We start from the raw sequence: 16,566 nt of genomic DNA, 5'->3' as shown, positions 1-16,566 counted from the left end.
ACCTAATTATTGTTGTTTCCTGATGATTTTAAAGGCTTTACAAAAAAGCGAATAGCCCGGTATAGAAAGAAGCGAAAGGGAGGTTAGACCTCCCTTTCGCCATTCAATCTATCGCCTTATCTAAGCGAAAGCTACTAGCCATTAGTCCATGCCATATAAGCCGGGCATCAGTAGAATGCTGATCAGTACGGCAATCTGAATCAAGATGAATGGAATCACTCCTCGATATATATCCATCGTTCTGACGGATCGCGGCGCAACACCTTTTAAATAAAACAGACTAAAGCCAAAGGGGGGTGTTAAAAACGAGGTCTGAAGATTCATCGCAATCAAGATGGCAAACCACACCATATTAATCCCTAGCGCTTCAGCTACGGGCGCCAAGATAGGTACGATGATAAAAGCGATTTCAACAAAGTCGATAAAGAAGCCCAAGACTAGAATCGCGATCATTGCCAGAATAATAAAGCCCCATTTCTCACCAGGAAGATTCAGCAAAGCTTCTTCGACAATGTAATCTCCTCCCGTATAGCTAAATGCCATCGAGAAAGCCGTTGCCCCCATGAGAATAGCAAACACCATCGCCGTCACTTTGACCGTTTCAAGGGAACTATCAAACAGCATTTTCCAGCTAAATTGACGATAAATCAGCGATAAAATAACCGCACCGACACCACCGAGCGCTGAAGATTCAGTTGGCGTCGCAATGCCTGAGAAGATTGAGCCCAACACAATCAAAACCAACGCTAGTGGTGGCACGATTGCTTTCAGAGCATCACGAATTTGCTGAGAACGAGTACCTAGGGACTCATCGTAGGGAATAGCAGGTGCCATGCCCGGTTTTAGCCAAGTCACCACCACAATAAACAAGATGTAACAGGCAATTAAAACAAATCCCGGAGCCAATGCCGCATGAAACAAATCCCCGACAGGAATCCCCAATACATCACCAAGAATGATCAAGATAATTGATGGCGGAATAATCTGCCCTAAAGTACCTGACGCACAGATGGTGCCGCAGGCCAAGGACTTACTGTATTGATACTTCATCATAACCGGTAACGAAATCAGTCCCATGGCCACAACACTGGCGCCCACAACCCCAGTCGATGCCGCCAATAATGAGCCAACCAAAATCGTAGAGATCGCCAAACCGCCACGCACACTACCAAACAGCTTACCCATGGCTTCCAGCAGCTGCTCAGCCAATCGCGTTTTCTGTAACACAATGCCCATAAAAATAAACAAAGGCACCGCCATCATCACCGTATTTTCCATATAGCTTTGAATACGGAACGGCATGAAGGCAAACATATCCCAACCTTCAGCAAACACACCGAAAATCAGCGCCACCCCGCCAAAGGTGAATGCCACTGGGAAGCCAAATAACAGCATCACCAGTGCCACGAAAAACATAATAATACCAATCATAGAAACACCTATTTAACGGCTAGTGCTGAATAGGTTCGTGATCGAACCCTTCGTTGGAAACACCACGAATGGCATTGATTGAACGTAGGATCATGCCTATACCGCCAATCGTCATAGAGAAAAACGCAACAGGAATGACCGCTTTGATAATCCAACGAGCAGGTAAACCGCCGGGATCGCCACTGGTTTCACCTAACAGGTAAGCTTCCTTAGCGAAGTCCACTCCAAACCAGCCCACCAGCAACGTAAAAGGAATCAAAAATAGGATAGAACCGGCTAAGTCAATCCATGCTTTACCTCGCACACTAAGGCGTTCATAGATCAAATCAACACGGACATGGCCACCCGTTTGCAGACCAAAAGGGATGCCTAATAGAAAAATGGCGGAATACAAGTGCCATTCAAGCTCCTGCATGCCAATCGATACATGGTTAAAGGCATAACGCATCAAAACGTTATAAAACACGTTACACAGCAACAGAATCAACAGCAGAGCAGATAATCTACCTAACCAGAGGGAGTAACGTCCGAGCGTCTTTTCAAGCGAAACCAAAAACATAAGGGAAGCCCCAGAGTAAGCGAAGTCTTAGAAAAGGCAGAGCAATCAATCGCCCTGCCCTCTATGGCATTAGTCAGCTAAATTATCCAAGCTGTCTAAGTAAGCGCGGTCAGAAATATTGGTCCAGACACGGGCTTTTGCCATGTACTCAGCTTGAGAATCTAGGATCTCTTTCGCCAAAGGATCGGCCGCTGCTTTCTCAGCTAGCAATTCTTCGTTGGCTTTGTACATGGCTTTCATAACGTCATCTGGGAAGGTTTTAACTTCGATATTTGGAAACTCTTTCTTCATCGTTGCCCAGTTTTCAGCACTTTCGTGATAAGACTGAATGTACATATCGTAGGCAGATAGCTTCATCGCACTGCGCAAGATGGTTTGTAGATCCGCAGGAAGACGTTTGAAAGAACGCTCATTCACTAGGAATTGCAGCTCTGTCGCAGGCTCATGCCAGCCGGTGTAGTAGTAAGGCGCAATCTTATGAAAGCCCATACGCAAATCTAGTGACGGCCCCACCCATTCCAATGCATCAATGGTGCGACGCTCTAATGCGGTAAATAACTCGCCTGAAGGGATGTTCGTAGGGCTGGCACCTAACTTAGCTAGCACTTCGCCTGCAAAGCCAGGAATGCGCATCTTCAACCCTTGAAGATCGTCCACGGAGTTAATTTCTTTTTGGAACCAACCGCCCATTTGATTACCCGTGTTTCCGCCGGGGAACGAACGTAAACCAAAAGGACTATAAACCTTATCCGATAACGCCTGACCACCACCATAATAGAACCAACCATATTGCTCTGGTGTGGTCATACCAAATGGCATGGTAGTGAAATAGAGAGTATTAGGTACTTTGCCTTTCCAGTAGTAAGACGCTGAATGCCCTAAGTCATATTGCCCCGAGCGCACCATATCAAACACCCCAAAAGGCGCTTTGTGCTTGTTAGCGGAGTCGATCGTAATCTGCAGACGGCCATCTGACATTTCTTCCGCTAAACGCGCCATTTCACGAGGCGCATCACCAAAGATTGGGAAGTTAGCATTCCAAGTTTCCGCCATTTTTAAACGGTAAACTTTGCCATCAGCTGCAACGGAGTAAGAAGCGGCGAAGGTAGAAACAGTTAGCGTTGCCACAGCAACGAGTTTAGAAAGTTTTTGCAATGTCATTATTTTTATCCTGCCTATGGTTATTTTTATGGCACATGCCTAAGCACTCACCCCATAATGGCGGAAAAATAGCCAATGACTCTATTCGTAAGATTACCGAAAATGATGGGTATTATTACGCACCCAAAACTACGTATTAATACGTAGATAAACGGATGAACTGCAAAGTTCTTATGAACAGGACTGCTCCTTGATCCAAACAGCAATACTTTCTAATGCACTGGGCGAATAGGCATAACGGCCTAATATAACGAACGCAATTTGTTTCCACGTCGGCCATTGAGAAGTTAGCTGATAATCAAAAAGCTCACTACGTAGCAGACCATGCGTGGCATAAGGTATCTGCTTGATACAACTGGCGACATCTTTTGGAAACTCTCTACGCCAGACTTCAACCGACTCATTGTGGTCTACATTGCGATCCTGTGCCCCCATCAACAACAATGTCGGTGACAACATCTGAGAGATGCTTTTCTGCGCATCGGATAGTGAGTTACGACGTTCAAAATCGGATCTATCACACACAGAAGCACAAGGTTGCTTGGCCATTTCTATACTAAACTGCTGATCAAACTCTAATGCGTCTTGTGCTTGAGCTTTGGCAATGACTTCCGTAGAGCTTCCAGCCAAAGTCAGCCGCTCCCCCGTATAGTAAAGACTTTGGTTGCGCCAATTAATAGCAGCCCCAACAAGCGCAACAAAGTCTGCGTTGACTAATCGACTTGCTTCAGGCACAACCCATCCCGCCTGAGAAAAGCCAAGAAATCCCCCCTCGCTGAGCTTTAATTCCGGCACTGCCCTTAGTCTTTGCATCGCCGCCGCACTTTCATTAGCTCGATCTTGCATGGTCTGAGCAAACCAATTTCCAGTACTTAAACCAACCCCTGGTTTATCCCACGAAAAAACAGCGATACCTTTTGATACTAGATACCTAACAAGAGGGACATAGCCATCGTTTGACCAACGATCCTGAGGTCCATCGCCATGAACTAAGATAACAAAAGGCGGTGAAGCGACACCGGAAGGCATGATCAATGTTCCACTCAACACGTCCGTACCATGTTGAAAAGAAATACTCTTGTGAGCTCCCACTCCTTCGACCCCAAATTCAAAAAAGCGAGATGCAGTCCAACACAGCAGAGCTAAAACGCAGACAAGTAAGACTCTGAATAACTTAAATTTGAACATCTGTCTCATAAAATAACCTGTTTTAGTTTCTTTCAGACACTTATTTTCCAGCCCTACTTGGCGTATTTAGATCTTACGATCAGTACTGATATGAGCAATGTAATCAGTAGTGCTGTAGCTGAGTAGCAATTTTACAGTGCGCATTGTTCTTAAATGGCGCTCTCACATAATATCAGTACCGCTACTGACTCTTTTACCGGCACAGCTTGCTTAATTAGTCTTTAAGATGATCCATTTTTTGACCTAGAGCGGTGTTTGTCCAAATTTCATGCTAATTTGGTTTCGACTGAATTTCCCTCTGGGTATACTTCCGCCAATCAAATATTTAACTGGCCAAACTTTGGATCGAGGAAAAACATAGTGAGCTCGCTGATCAAATCTATTCATCGCAAACTGTTTACCCTAATCAGCATTGCAGGTTTTGCTGCAGTAATGAGTTCATCAGTTAGCGCTATTGGACAAAGCCCGGAAGAGATCGCAGCTCGTATCGCTCCGGTTGGTAAAGTCTGTATTGCTGGGCAAGAGTGTGAAGTCTCTTCTGCTGCTGCGGTGGCAGCAAACGACGGCCCACGTTCTGGAGAAGCGGTGTACAATCAATTTTGTACGGCTTGTCACTCTATCGGTGTCGCTGGTGCACCAAAATTCGGTAACGCAGGCGACTGGGCACCACGCGTTGCCAAAGGGTTCGACAATCTAATGAGTAATGCCATCAATGGTATCAATGCCATGCCACCACGCGGTACTTGTGCCACTTGTAGTGATGATGAAATTAAAGGCGCGATCGAATACATGACTGAGAACAGCAAGTAATTCGCATCTTTAAACAGACGTAAAAATGGAGACCTAGGTCTCCATTTTTTGCTTCAGAGTATATCGACTTAAGAATTCAGCATGGCTTTTAGGGCAGATAAAGAGGCTTTACCGCGCTCTTTCTTTTGCGCATCGCTTTCATCGCTACGCCCTTCCCAAACGAGATCTTCTTCTGGTAACTCATCGATAAAGCGACTGGGCAAACAATCAATTTCTTCACCGAACTGGCGACGTTTAGCTGCCATGGTGATACAGAGAGTGCGCTTGGCTCGTGTAATGCCCACGTAGGCCAAGCGACGCTCTTCTTCAATATCATCGTTTTCAATGCTATTACGATGCGGTAAAAGCTCTTCTTCACAGCCGATGAGAAAAACATGAGGGTACTCTAGACCTTTAGAAGCATGAAGCGTTAGCAACTGCACCTTGTCCTCGTCCTCTTCTTCCTCTTGGCGTTCCAACATGTCAATCAGCAACAACTTGGAGATGGCATGATCTAGGCCTGCGTCAGCATCATCCTCCCAAGCACTTTCCATCATGCGTTGAATCGATTCAATCAAGAAACGTACGTTTTCAATGCGACGCTCTGCGGCTTTTGGTGAACTCGCTTGTTCCTGCAGCCAACCAAAGTAATCCATATCGTGGATCATCTGCTCAATCACCGGAATCGGCGAGCCCTTTTGCAAACGCTGACGTAGATTTTGAATCCAAGACTCAAATTCACGCAAACGCTGTAATGGTTTGCCCGAAACCGTTTCATCTAAGGCCTTGTCCCCCGCGGCTTCAAATAAACTCACGTGCAGCTGATTAGCTAAGTTGCCCACTTTTTCAAGCGTCGCGGGGCCAATCTCTCGACGAGGTAAATTAATGACGCGCAAGAAAGCATTGTCATCAGCGGGGTTCACTAACAAGCGCAAATAGCCCATCAAGTCTTTGATTTCGGCCCGAGAAAAGAACGACGAGCCGCCGTTCATCTTGTAAGGGATACGATAGGCCTGCAACTTGATTTCCAGCAAGCGCGCTTGATGGTTACCACGATACAGAATGGCAAAATCTTTATATGGAATATTATGACGCAGATGACGCGCCTGAATTTCTGCGGCCACCCGCTCAGATTCCGCGTCTTCGTTACGGGTCACCATTACGCGAATCGGATCGCCAATGCCCAAGTCCGACCACAAGGCTTTATCGTACACGTGCGGGTTATTGGCAATCAGAGTGTTGGCCGCTTTTAGAATGGTGCGCGTGGAACGGTAGTTTTGCTCCAGCTTGACCAATTTTAAATTCGGGTAATCAACCGACAGACGCTCCAAGTTTTCAGGACGCGCACCACGCCAAGCATAGATGGACTGATCATCGTCCCCTACTAGGGTAAAGCAACGGCGAAAGCCTGCCAGCAATCGAATTAATTCGTATTGACTGGCGTTGGTATCCTGACACTCGTCGACCAATAGATAACGTACCTTGTTTTGCCACTTCTCACGTAAGGTCTGATCCGAGATAAGCAAACTCACTGGCAGCAAAATCAGATCGTCAAAGTCCACCGCATTGTAAGCACGAATATAGCGCTGGTACTGACCATAGACCTGTGCCGCCAACTGTAGCTCTTCCGTGTCCGCTTGAGTAAGGGCCTCTTGCGGTGGAATCAGATCGTTTTTCCAGTTTGATATGGTGTGCTGACAAAAGCCCGCCGCATCCATTTGACCGTTGAATTCTTTGTCGAGGATCTCTTTGACTAGCGCGAGGCCATCTTGCGCATCAAATAAGGTAAAGCCTTCTTTTAAACCGGCTTTGCGGAATTCTTTGCGTAAGATATTTAGGCCTAGGGTATGGAAGGTGGAAATACTCAAACCACGGCTTTCTTCTTTGCTCAGCATGCCGACCACACGCTCTTTCATCTCGCGCGCGGCCTTGTTGGTAAAGGTGACGGCAACAATATTGTTGGCTTTGAAACCACAGGTCTGAATCAAATAAGCAATCTTGGTAGTGATTACACTGGTCTTACCAGAGCCCGCCCCAGCAAGCACCAGCAGCGGCCCATCAATTTGCTTCACGGCTTCAAGCTGACGCTCATTGAGCGTGCGCATACGCTGGGAAATAGAAGGTAAAGACTGACTCATGTGCGGCCACCAGTAGTTCAAGAATAGAGGCGTATTCTACACCAGTTGTGAACGCCTGTTGATCATCAATACAAACAAAAACGGGCCGCTATTGCGGCCCGTAAATGGAACAGTACAGTGATCGCTTATTGATCTTTAACTGGTTTCTTACTCCAGAAACTGGCTAATAGCGAACCAGAAATATTGTGCCAAACACTAAAAATAGAACCTGGCAGTGCCGCCGCAGGGGTAAAGAACTTAATCGCTAACGCAGACGCCAACCCTGAATTCTGTAGACCGACTTCAAAGGCGATGGTACGACAAATTTTCTTATCAAAACCAAGCATTGCGGTTACCCAATACCCCAACGTTAGACCAATACCATTATGTAATACCACGGCCGCCGCCACGAGCAAGCCAACCGAAGCAATCTTGTCAGCACTCAAAGCCACCACGATGGCAATGATTAGAACAATGGCAAACATAGACACATACGGCAACAAAGGTTCCAATTTACGGGTAAAGCTATGCACCACGGTATTAAGCACCACACCAATCGCAACAGGCACTAATACGATTTTCACAAGGCTAAGCAACATTGAGCTAACCGGAACATCCACCGACGTACCGATCATCCATGACACAAGCAAAGGCGTTAACACTACGCCTAACAAGGTGGAAATCGCAGTCATAGAAATTGACAAGGCCGTATCACCTTTGGCTAGGTAGCACATCACGTTAGACGACGTACCGCCAGCGACACTCCCCACCAGCAACATCCCCACGGTCAGCTCGCTATCAAAGCCAAACAAAGTAGCAATAATCAGCGCAGTGATGGGCATAACTAAAAACTGTAACAAGACACCAACACCAACTGCTTTGGTGTTTTTACCCACTTTTTTGAAGTCTTGTGGGCTAAGTGTTAAGCCCATAGCCAACATAATGACCATAAGCAAAGGCAGGATATAGCCTTTTAAATCAAGAAATATGGCTGGTTGTAAATACGCTAGTACAGACAACAAAAGTGCCCATAGCGGGAAAAGCTGAATGACCATGAAGGGACTCCCAATCGTTATTATTAGACCACGCAGACGTTTTAACTCAGAAGAACTGACCACAGCCCTGCGAGGGAGCGTTAGTTTACAGACTGTTACATTCGTTCAGCAGCGTTTCCGCTATGTCTTCCCTTATTAATCCTTAATACCATCAGTCAACCATAACGGTTAGCGCAAGCACTCTCTATTAATGGCTATGTATTTCCATGCTTACAAAACCTCCGTAAAGACGAACAATAATAAAAACCACTACCAAGTGAATTTAAGAAGCATTATCATATGATTCATATTTACTTTAACGAAGAATTATCTCGATATGCTTATATGTGTCTTCAAGCGTTTGGCTTTAGTGATCTGCTTTGGCTTATGCTCTGTTTCCTTACAAGCCGCCACAGTACAAGACAGCAAGGGGCCATTTACTCTCGATTACGAGCCTAAACGAATAGTCGTGCTGGAGTTCTCATTTGCTGACGCACTCGCAGCCGTTGGCGTTGCCCCAATTGGCATCGCCGATGATAAAGACAAAAGTAGAGTCTTGCCTGCCGTACGTGAAGTCATTGGCGATTGGCAGTCAGTGGGCACTCGTTCTCAACCTAGCCTTGAGGTCATTGCTTCCCTCAAACCGGATTTGATCATTGCCGATATTTCACGTCATGAAGCGGTCTATGACGATTTGCAGAAAATTGCACCAACGCTAATCCTGCCTTCCCGCCGTGAAACCTACGAAGATAATCTAAAAGCAGCGACGATTATTGCCAAAGTGGTGGGTAAATCCTCAGAAATGACAGAACGTCTAGCACAGCATAAGCAGTTTATGAGTGACATGGCAGCCAAGTTGCCAACCAATGCCACGGTGCAGTTTGGTGTGGCACGCGCCGATGCGTTATTTCTACATACCAGCGACTCTTACGCGGGTGGCGTGATTCAGGCATTAGGCATGCAAACACCCGATTCTGGTCGTGATGATTCAGCCTACCGCCAAACCAGCCTAGAGCAATTACTGGCCGTCAACCCTGAATACTTTGTCGTGGGCAACTACGCTCATCCAAGCATTGTTGAACAATGGCAAAGCGAGCCACTCTGGAACCTACTGCAAGCCGTCAACCAGCACCATGTCTTCCAAGTTGACCCGAATGTATGGTCACGCTGTCGTGGTATCATGGCGGCAGAGCACATGGCTTCCGATCTAGTTCGTATTTTTGCAAAGCCTTAAGCCCCTTATGTCTCCTGTTCTTCGGGCTCTAAGCCTAGGCCTGCTGTTATTTCTAGGCTTAGCACTGATCAGCTGGTGGAACCTATTTGCTTGGTCAGTGGTGCCCGTCACTGGGCTAGACGCATGGCATGCCATCACAGCATTTGATAGCCAAGTGATTGCTCAACGAATCGTGATCGATTTACGGTTGCCGCGTTTGCTCACCGCCCTATTGGTTGGTGCTAGCCTTGCCGCGGCAGGCACCATTATGCAAGGCCTTACCCGTAACCCGCTGGCGGCACCCTCTGTATTGGGCGTTAACGCTGGGGCGGCACTGGGTATGGCATTGGTTTCCACTCTTCCATTTTTATACGGCGCCCTGACGACTTCGATTGCTGCTATGTTAGGCGGCGGTCTTGCCTGGTTACTGGTAATGATATTAGGCAGTGCGTGGCGCATGGGCGGCAATGAACACGGCCGCTTAGTGTTGGCTGGTGTGGCCATTTCAGCCTTGTGCGCAGCGTTAACTAAAGCTGTCGTTATTATGGAAGAAGATCAAGCCGCTGGGGTAATGACTTGGTTAGCGGGCAGTCTAGCTGACGCCCGCTGGCAGACATGGCAAAGCTTTTGGCCTGTGGCCTTGATTGGATTGATCGGCGCGTTTTTATTGGCTCCGTCCCTTAATCTGTTACAGCTGGGTGAAGACAATGCCCGTAACCTTGGCATTAATTTATTGCGCAGCAAGCTGGTCGGCAGTGTCTTGGTACTGGTGTTGGTGGGGGCGTCGATTAGCGCCGTGGGCAGCATTGGTTTTGTCGGCCTAATCGTACCGCATATGGCGCGCTTATTAATGGGCCAAGATTATCGCATCTTTTTGCCCGTTGCGATGGTGCTTGGCGCGGCCTTAGTCACTTTGGCCGATACCTTAAGTCGCGCCGTAAGCTATCCCATGGAAACGCCTGCTGGAGCCATTCTTGCTCTGATTGGCGCTCCCTTCTTTATTTACTTGGTGAGAAAACGCACCCTATGAACGCGCAACGTTTTTTCCCTCTGGCAATCATTTTACTGATCGTCTTAAGCCTCACTAATTTGCTGTTTGGTGCTGTGTCCTTGTCTTTATCAGAAGTTTGGCAAGGCTTGTCTGTCGGTTCAGAGCAGCACTTTACCGTGTATGAATATCGCTTGCCGCGTATTTTCCTCGCCATCTTAGTGGGCGCAGGTCTCGCCTTATCCGGTGCACTGGTACAAGGGGTGATCCGTAATCCACTGGCTTCCCCAGATGTCTTGGGCGTCAGTCATGGAGCAGGGCTTGCGGCTGTGTTTTATATGACCTATTTCAGCAGTGCATCGATTGACTGGCTACCGGAAGTCGCCTTGGCTGGCGGTATTCTTGCGGCTTTGGTCTTGTGGTACCTATGCGGTGCTCGCAGCAGCGCTATTAAACTGGCCATCACGGGGGTCGCTCTCGCGGCCTTTTGGGCCAGCTGCATCGACTTTTTGATGCTCACCAAGCCACTTGAAATTAACAATGCCTTGCTTTGGCTGACGGGCAGTTTATGGGGACGAGGCTGGCCGCAGCTTCAAGCGCTATTACCTTGGTTTGTCTTAGTACCTCTCGCGTTAGGACTCAGTAAATATTTAAACCTATTGGACCTTGGCGACGACAGCGCTACCAGCCTAGGTATCTCGCCACAGCTGCTGCGTTTATTGAGTCTAGCCATTGCGGTTGCCTTAACCGCTGCCTGCGTGTCGATTTGCGGCCCGATTGGTTTTCTCGGTTTGGTCGCACCGCATCTGACTCGAAAATTAGTCGGCGGGCGCCATCAAGCCCTGTTACCCGCCACCATGCTCACTGGTGCTTGCTTATTGCTCGCCGCGGACTTGGCCGCACGCACGCTTGATCCACCAATTGAGCTGCCAGCCGGTATCTTAACCGCCATCATTGGCGCCCCGTACTTCCTATGGCTACTGTTGAGGATGAAATAATTATGTCCCTAAGCGCTCACCAACTCAGTGTTGGCTACCATGGCCAAACGATTGTTAAAGAGATGGATTTAATGCTGCCCGACGGTCGCTTTATTGCCCTACTGGGCCCTAATGGTTGCGGTAAATCGACATTACTCAAATGCTTTGCGCGCATCTTACCAGCTATGTCTGGGGAAGCCCGCTGGCAAGGCCAGAATCTACACGACTATCCGTCTAAGCAGCTCTCGAAAGAGTTGGCGCTGTTACCACAAACGCAACCGATCCCAGAAGGGATTAAAGTAAAAGACCTCGTCGCTTACGGACGTAGCCCTTATACCGGTTTTTGGGGCAAGTTAAGCCATCAGGATCATCAGATCGTTGAGCAGATGATGCAGCAAACCGGCACCTTTGAACTGCGCAATCAACTGGTCAGCGAGCTCTCTGGTGGCCAGCGCCAACGCGTTTGGTTGGCCATGGTATTAGCCCAAGACACGCCCTACTTATTGCTCGACGAACCCACTACCTACATGGACATCAACCACCAAGTGGAATTGATGCATCAGCTGCAACGCCTGAATAAACAAGGCAAAACCATCGTTACCGTGCTACACGATATTAACCAAGCAGCACGCTACTGCGATCACCTAGTGGTGATGAAAGCTGGCGAGCTGAAATACCAAGGCTCCCCCGAAGAGGTTCTCACCTCAACCATGCTCAAAGAGGTGTTTTCTCTAAACGCCCAAATCCACCGCGATCCCGTCTCCGGCACACCCATGTGTGTGGTGGAAGATTGATCCCAGACTGCTACTTACTTCAACTTGTAAAAGACTAAGATGCCATGAAATATCCAATCCTTTCCTCTAGCCTGTTATTGCTGTCTTTGCCGCTGATCGCAGCGCCAAACGCCAGTGATGATGTTTCTGCCGATCAGCAACTGGACACGCTGGTGGTCACAGGACGTGCCCTGTCACACTACAAGGAAGATAGCGCCAGCATTGGCACACGAACGGATACGGACATCGATAGAACCGCGCAATCGGTACAGGTACTAACCGACACCCTGATTGAAGATCAAGCGGCCCACCAAGTCACCGACTTATACCGCTCCATTTCCGGTGTGTCGCAAGACAATGTGTCAACCGTGACTTTCCGTGGGTTTCACCAAGATGAGCAGCTGTACGATGGCATGCGTGGTAACCCTTACAAAGATTTTTTCACCGTGCCGCAGTTGGTCAACGTGCAACAAGTGCAGGCCATCAAAGGTCCTGCTGGCGCATTGTATGGTGCGGGTGAGCCAGGCGGTGTGATCAATTATGTGTCGAAAAAGCCTACCTATGAACCAGAGCACTTTATTAAGCTTGGCGCGGGCAATAAAGATTACACATCCGCGCAACTGTCTAGCTCTGGCCCAGTCAATAAAGACGCGAGCCAACGCTACCGCGTGTCTTTGTATCAAGACAAGAGTGATTCCTACCGTAATAATGTTGACCAAGATAACCAGAACATCGACCTTGGCTACGCTTGGGATATCAACGACGATGCCACGCTCACAGTACAGTACACCAATATTGAGCAAACCCTTCATGGAGCCCGTTTACGTGGCATTCCGACCGACGACGATGGTAACTTCTTAGCGAACGATAGTTGGAATGCTAACGAACCAGACGATCAGCAAGCACTAGACGCTGAAACCTTCCAAGCCAAGCTTGAACAATACTTGAATGAGACCGTGTCTTGGGACCTGGGGGTGCGTTACTTTAAGGGCGAGGAAGCGCAAAATTACCACGAATCCCTTGGCCTCACCGATACCGACAGCGATGGTATAAACGATGCGGTGCGCCGCCAATACCGTGATCAGTTACGCAGCAATGAAGGTGTCAGCATCTCCAGTAATCTGGTGTTTGACCTGAATGACCACACCCTATTGGTGGGCACAGATTACACCCGCAATACCTATGATTATCTGTATTACCGCTCTAATGATGCCGAGACCTTAAGCCTAGCGAACCCGATCTACAACGCCGATGTCAGCAGCTATAACTTATCGCTTAACCAAAATAATCAAACGCTTTCGCAGCAATTAGGGCTATTGGTACAAGACCAATGGGTGGTGACAAATCGTTTAGATTTGGTTGCTGGTGTACGTCTGAACCATTTTGAAGAAGACTTCACCGATCACCGGAACAACGCCAATAATGCGACTTACTCCGATCAAGGTGTGGATACTCGTGTCGGTGCCACTTATCAATGGTCTGACAACATTAAGCCATATACCTCGTTCTCAACCGGCTATCAGCCACAAAGCGCCAGTGACCAGCAAGCCTCTGTCGGCGGCCCGTTCGATCCAGAGCAAAGCCAGCAACTGGAAGCCGGTGTGCGTACTTACTGGCTAGATAACAGCTTGAACGTCAACGTTGCCGTGTACCATATTGAGCGTGAAAACGTCCTTCAGGAAGACCCAAATGACAGTGATATGAAAATCGCCCTCGGCAAGGTACGTAGCCAAGGTGCCGAGATTGATGTCTTAGCGGACATTACCGATCGTTGGGTGGCCAACCTAAGCTACGCTTACAACGATACGGTTATCAAAGAAGCCAACGCAGACGATGGCATTCAGTTTGCTGCTGGAGACTCGCGTCGCTTCTCAAACTCGCCATTGCATCAGCTAGGTCTTTGGACTCGCTATGATTTGCCGAGCCTTTCATCGTCTGTGTCAGTGGGTGCCGAGTATGTGAGCGAGCAGTACAACCGTGACCATCAAAAAGTGAAACCTTACACGGTCTACGATGCCACATGGCAAACGCAGATCAATGCTTGGACCCTACAAGCCACTATCAAGAACCTCACCGACGAAGTCTACGCCACCTCTGGCTTTAACCGAAATATCGGTTCGAACCTTGGCGAGCGTCGTCGACTTTACCTGAGTGCGCAATACGATTTCTGAATCGTTTGTCTTAGTTAAGTGTGTGGCCTGCGCCACACACTTTTGTTCTACCCTCCTCCCACTACTGTGGCGAGGGTTTTCTCCATCTTGCGATAGCTTAAGGATTCCATTAGATGCTTACGCTCGACAGTCACTCCTTCCAAATCCGCCAACGTTAGCGCCACCCGCAATACCCTATGATAGGCGCGGGCGGAGAGTTTTAAACGCTCTAATGCCTGCTGCATAAAGTGCTTGTCGGCATCAGTTAAAGCACAAATACGCTCCAGTTCACGACCACTTAAGTGGGCATTTTGCACGCCTTGGCGCGCACGCTGTCGTGCGACCGCCGCTTCGACACGAGCACGCACCGCAGCGCTCGGCTCGCCGACCTCGTTTTGGTTCACTAATACTTCCGTAGGTAAAGGGGGCACTTCCACATGCAAGTCAATACGGTCAAGAAAGGGCGCCGAGAGTTTGCGTAGATATTTTTGACTGGCACTGGATTGATAATAATCAGCACTGCCGCTGTAGGCTTCATTGCTCGCATTCATCGCCGCCACCAATTGAAATCGCGCAGGATAGGATACTTGGCCTCGTGCTCGGGACAAGTGCACTTCGCCATTTTCCAAGGGTTCGCGCAACACTTCTAACACTTTTCGGTCAAACTCGGGCAGTTCGTCCAAGAATAAAACGCCACAGTGACTCAGTGAGGCTTCGCCGGGTTTGGGAATTGAGCCACCGCCAACGAGCGCAGCCGCAGAGCTCGAATGGTGTGGGCTTCGAAACGGGCGTTCAGACCAATGCCAGTCGACTCCCATTTTGCGCCCAGAAACTGATTGCACGGCTGCGACTTCTAAAGCCTCTGACTCAGTCATGCGTGGCATAATGCCGGGTAAACGAGACGCCAACATGGTTTTACCGGTGCCAGCAGGTCCGACGAAAAGTAAATTATGACTACCAGCCGCTGCCACCTCTAATGCGCGTCGAGCTTGGTATTGCCCTTTGACATCGGCCATATCTTTAATCAATGTCGTATCACTGGCTTGTATCACTTCTGCCGTGCAACGCGATAATGTCGCTTTATTAATTAAGGCCGCCGTAACCTGCGTTAAATGATGGGCAAAATACACCTCATGATCCACTAAGCCAGCTTCATTACGATTGTCCGCAGGCACGATCATTTTGCGCTGCGCTTCTTTAGCAGCCATAGCCGATGGCAAAACGCCCGGAATACCACGTAAATCCCCAGACAACGCGAGCTCGCCGACAAACTCAGCATCGCGCAGTTCCATTTCCCCTAATTGTCCTGAGGCCAACAAAATACTGATGGCAATGGCCAAATCGTAGCGACCGCCCTCTTTGGGTAAGTCTGCAGGCGCGAGATTAATGGTGATACGACGTAGGGGAAACTCAAACTTGCTGTTGATGATGGCGCTGCGCACGCGATCTTTCGCTTCGCGTACCGCTGCCTCAGGCAACCCCACAATATTCAAAGATGGCAGGCCATTGGAAATATGAGTTTCCACAGTCACCAAAGGCGCCGATACGCCAACACGGGCACGGCTATAGATAGTCGCTAGGCTCATTATCACTCCTTGATTATTCGCCAAGGCATCCAACTTTTTATTCCACACGTATCCTTATGTGGAGGTAGTTATGACCCAAAAGTTGAATCCTAATAAATTGTTGCACTCTAAGTGGACCGCCAAAGTCCCCAAAAATAAAGAGAAGCATTTTATCGTCACCGAGCTGATTCGCGATGAGAAAGACGTGGTGATCGATGTTGTCCTTGAAGCAGTGTACACCAAGAATACTTACCAGCAACCTTGGCAAACATTACTCGATGATCACTGGCAACAGGGTTGGAAGTAACCTCTCGGTTACTTCTGCTCGGTTTGCTCAAGTTCAGCCAAGCGCGCTTCTAGTTGCGCTAACTTCTCACGGTACTTTTGCAGCATCGCAGCTTGCACTTCAAACTCTTCACGGGTTACCAAATCCATTTTGGTCAGCGTGTCTTTTGCTACCTGTTGTAGCTGAGCTTGGATTTCTTCCGCAGGAAGTTTACCTAAGGTGCTCGCCGCCTGTTCTAATCCAGTACCTAGTTGCTTAATAAATTGATCAATCATTGCTGCCTCATTCGTTTGCAGGATGTACCTCATTATAAAATGCTCAGTAGCATTATGTCT

The 16,566-nt window shown here is 48.4% G+C and carries 15 protein-coding genes; 7 read left to right on the top strand and 8 right to left on the bottom strand.

What is annotated here, in order from left to right; translation table 11 throughout:
- Positions 1-141: 141 nt before the first annotated feature.
- The 4 genes from ASC49_RS03450 to ASC49_RS03435 all read right to left on the bottom strand — a co-directional run bounded on the left by ASC49_RS03450 (position 142) and on the right by ASC49_RS03435 (position 4,180).
- Positions 142-1,431 carry a TRAP transporter large permease gene (locus ASC49_RS03450; protein WP_055461821.1) on the bottom strand — a complete coding sequence of 430 codons (1,290 nt, stop codon included), beginning with the start codon at positions 1,429-1,431 and terminating at the stop codon, positions 142-144.
- A 19-nt stretch (positions 1,432-1,450) separates the two neighbouring features.
- Positions 1,451-1,990: a TRAP transporter small permease subunit gene (locus ASC49_RS03445; RefSeq protein ID WP_055461820.1), complete on the bottom strand. Its 540-nt coding sequence runs from the start codon at positions 1,988-1,990 to the stop codon at positions 1,451-1,453.
- Between the two features lie 69 nt (positions 1,991-2,059).
- Positions 2,060-3,151 carry a TRAP transporter substrate-binding protein gene (locus ASC49_RS03440; protein ID WP_055461819.1) on the bottom strand — a complete coding sequence of 364 codons (1,092 nt, stop codon included), beginning with the start codon at positions 3,149-3,151 and terminating at the stop codon, positions 2,060-2,062.
- Between the two features lie 171 nt (positions 3,152-3,322).
- Complete coding sequence (locus tag ASC49_RS03435) at positions 3,323-4,180, bottom strand: alpha/beta hydrolase family protein (RefSeq protein WP_211262008.1); 858 nt, start codon at positions 4,178-4,180, stop codon at positions 3,323-3,325.
- Between the two features lie 519 nt (positions 4,181-4,699).
- Here ASC49_RS03435 and ASC49_RS03430 point away from each other — a divergent pair.
- The gene (locus ASC49_RS03430; protein WP_245624624.1) at positions 4,700-5,149 is read left to right on the top strand and encodes a c-type cytochrome; all 450 of its coding nucleotides are present in this window, start codon (positions 4,700-4,702) and stop codon (positions 5,147-5,149) included.
- Between the two features lie 68 nt (positions 5,150-5,217).
- On the opposite strand, the gene rep is transcribed toward ASC49_RS03430, so the two are convergent.
- Together rep and ASC49_RS03420 are read right to left on the bottom strand one after the other, a co-directional pair.
- Entirely contained in the window at positions 5,218-7,266 is a 2,049-nt protein-coding gene (gene rep, locus ASC49_RS03425; RefSeq protein WP_055461817.1) for a DNA helicase Rep, read from the bottom strand.
- 125 nt (positions 7,267-7,391) lie between these two features.
- On the bottom strand, positions 7,392-8,300 hold the full coding sequence (locus ASC49_RS03420) for a bile acid:sodium symporter family protein (RefSeq protein ID WP_055461816.1): 909 nt from the start codon (positions 8,298-8,300) through the stop codon (positions 7,392-7,394).
- A 316-nt stretch (positions 8,301-8,616) separates the two neighbouring features.
- Here ASC49_RS03420 and ASC49_RS03415 point away from each other — a divergent pair, with 316 nt between their 5' ends.
- The 5 genes from ASC49_RS03415 to ASC49_RS03395 are packed head-to-tail and all read left to right on the top strand — an operon-like array spanning position 8,617 to position 14,401.
- Positions 8,617-9,513, top strand: coding sequence for a Fe(3+) dicitrate ABC transporter substrate-binding protein (locus tag ASC49_RS03415; RefSeq protein WP_055461815.1), 897 nt, complete (start codon positions 8,617-8,619; stop codon positions 9,511-9,513).
- A 7-nt stretch (positions 9,514-9,520) separates the two neighbouring features.
- Positions 9,521-10,522 (top strand): iron chelate uptake ABC transporter family permease subunit, encoded by a 1,002-nt coding sequence (locus tag ASC49_RS03410; protein ID WP_055461814.1) that lies wholly within the window; start codon positions 9,521-9,523, stop codon positions 10,520-10,522.
- The gene (fecD, locus tag ASC49_RS03405; RefSeq protein ID WP_055461813.1) at positions 10,519-11,478 is read left to right on the top strand and encodes a Fe(3+) dicitrate ABC transporter permease subunit FecD; all 960 of its coding nucleotides are present in this window, start codon (positions 10,519-10,521) and stop codon (positions 11,476-11,478) included. The genes ASC49_RS03410 and fecD overlap by 4 nt, the downstream gene beginning before the upstream one ends.
- Before the next feature lie 2 nt (positions 11,479-11,480).
- The gene (fecE, locus tag ASC49_RS03400) at positions 11,481-12,251 is read left to right on the top strand and encodes a Fe(3+) dicitrate ABC transporter ATP-binding protein FecE (RefSeq protein WP_055461812.1); all 771 of its coding nucleotides are present in this window, start codon (positions 11,481-11,483) and stop codon (positions 12,249-12,251) included.
- Positions 12,252-12,295: 44 nt separating this feature from the next.
- Positions 12,296-14,401 carry a TonB-dependent siderophore receptor gene (locus ASC49_RS03395; RefSeq protein ID WP_055461811.1) on the top strand — a complete coding sequence of 702 codons (2,106 nt, stop codon included), beginning with the start codon at positions 12,296-12,298 and terminating at the stop codon, positions 14,399-14,401.
- Between the two features lie 47 nt (positions 14,402-14,448).
- On the opposite strand, the gene ASC49_RS03390 is transcribed toward ASC49_RS03395, so the two are convergent.
- Positions 14,449-15,966 (bottom strand): YifB family Mg chelatase-like AAA ATPase, encoded by a 1,518-nt coding sequence (locus ASC49_RS03390; RefSeq protein ID WP_055461810.1) that lies wholly within the window; start codon positions 15,964-15,966, stop codon positions 14,449-14,451.
- A 70-nt stretch (positions 15,967-16,036) separates the two neighbouring features.
- Here ASC49_RS03390 and ASC49_RS03385 point away from each other — a divergent pair, with 70 nt between their 5' ends.
- Complete coding sequence (locus ASC49_RS03385) at positions 16,037-16,252, top strand: TIGR02450 family Trp-rich protein (RefSeq protein ID WP_055461809.1); 216 nt, start codon at positions 16,037-16,039, stop codon at positions 16,250-16,252.
- Between the two features lie 8 nt (positions 16,253-16,260).
- On the opposite strand, the gene ASC49_RS03380 is transcribed toward ASC49_RS03385, so the two are convergent.
- Positions 16,261-16,506, bottom strand: a complete 246-nt coding sequence (locus ASC49_RS03380; protein ID WP_055461808.1) for an accessory factor UbiK family protein — start codon at positions 16,504-16,506, stop codon at positions 16,261-16,263.
- Between the last annotated feature and the right edge of the window lie 60 nt (positions 16,507-16,566).

Source organism: Marinomonas fungiae, assembly GCF_001418205.1.
Taxonomy (GTDB): Bacteria; Pseudomonadota; Gammaproteobacteria; order Pseudomonadales; family Marinomonadaceae; genus Marinomonas; species Marinomonas fungiae.
The sequence above is the reverse complement of the archived record's forward strand: the minus strand, read 5'-3'. Positions and strand labels throughout refer to the sequence as shown.

Coding starts and splice junctions, on each gene's coding strand:
- ASC49_RS03435 (WP_211262008.1), bottom strand. CDS start 4,180: ATGCCTTCCGGTGTCGCTTCACCGCCTTTTGTTATCTTAGTTCATGGC.
- ASC49_RS03385 (WP_055461809.1), top strand. CDS start 16,037: ATGACCCAAAAGTTGAATCCTAATAAATTGTTGCACTCTAAGTGGACC.
- ASC49_RS03415 (WP_055461815.1), top strand. CDS start 8,617: ATGCTTATATGTGTCTTCAAGCGTTTGGCTTTAGTGATCTGCTTTGGC.
- ASC49_RS03420 (WP_055461816.1), bottom strand. CDS start 8,300: ATGGTCATTCAGCTTTTCCCGCTATGGGCACTTTTGTTGTCTGTACTA.
- ASC49_RS03410 (WP_055461814.1), top strand. CDS start 9,521: ATGTCTCCTGTTCTTCGGGCTCTAAGCCTAGGCCTGCTGTTATTTCTA.
- ASC49_RS03445 (WP_055461820.1), bottom strand. CDS start 1,990: ATGTTTTTGGTTTCGCTTGAAAAGACGCTCGGACGTTACTCCCTCTGG.
- fecE (WP_055461812.1), top strand. CDS start 11,481: ATGTCCCTAAGCGCTCACCAACTCAGTGTTGGCTACCATGGCCAAACG.
- ASC49_RS03395 (WP_055461811.1), top strand. CDS start 12,296: ATGAAATATCCAATCCTTTCCTCTAGCCTGTTATTGCTGTCTTTGCCG.
- fecD (WP_055461813.1), top strand. CDS start 10,519: ATGAACGCGCAACGTTTTTTCCCTCTGGCAATCATTTTACTGATCGTC.
- ASC49_RS03440 (WP_055461819.1), bottom strand. CDS start 3,151: ATGACATTGCAAAAACTTTCTAAACTCGTTGCTGTGGCAACGCTAACT.
- ASC49_RS03450 (WP_055461821.1), bottom strand. CDS start 1,431: ATGATTGGTATTATTATGTTTTTCGTGGCACTGGTGATGCTGTTATTT.
- rep (WP_055461817.1), bottom strand. CDS start 7,266: ATGAGTCAGTCTTTACCTTCTATTTCCCAGCGTATGCGCACGCTCAAT.
- ASC49_RS03390 (WP_055461810.1), bottom strand. CDS start 15,966: ATGAGCCTAGCGACTATCTATAGCCGTGCCCGTGTTGGCGTATCGGCG.
- ASC49_RS03380 (WP_055461808.1), bottom strand. CDS start 16,506: ATGATTGATCAATTTATTAAGCAACTAGGTACTGGATTAGAACAGGCG.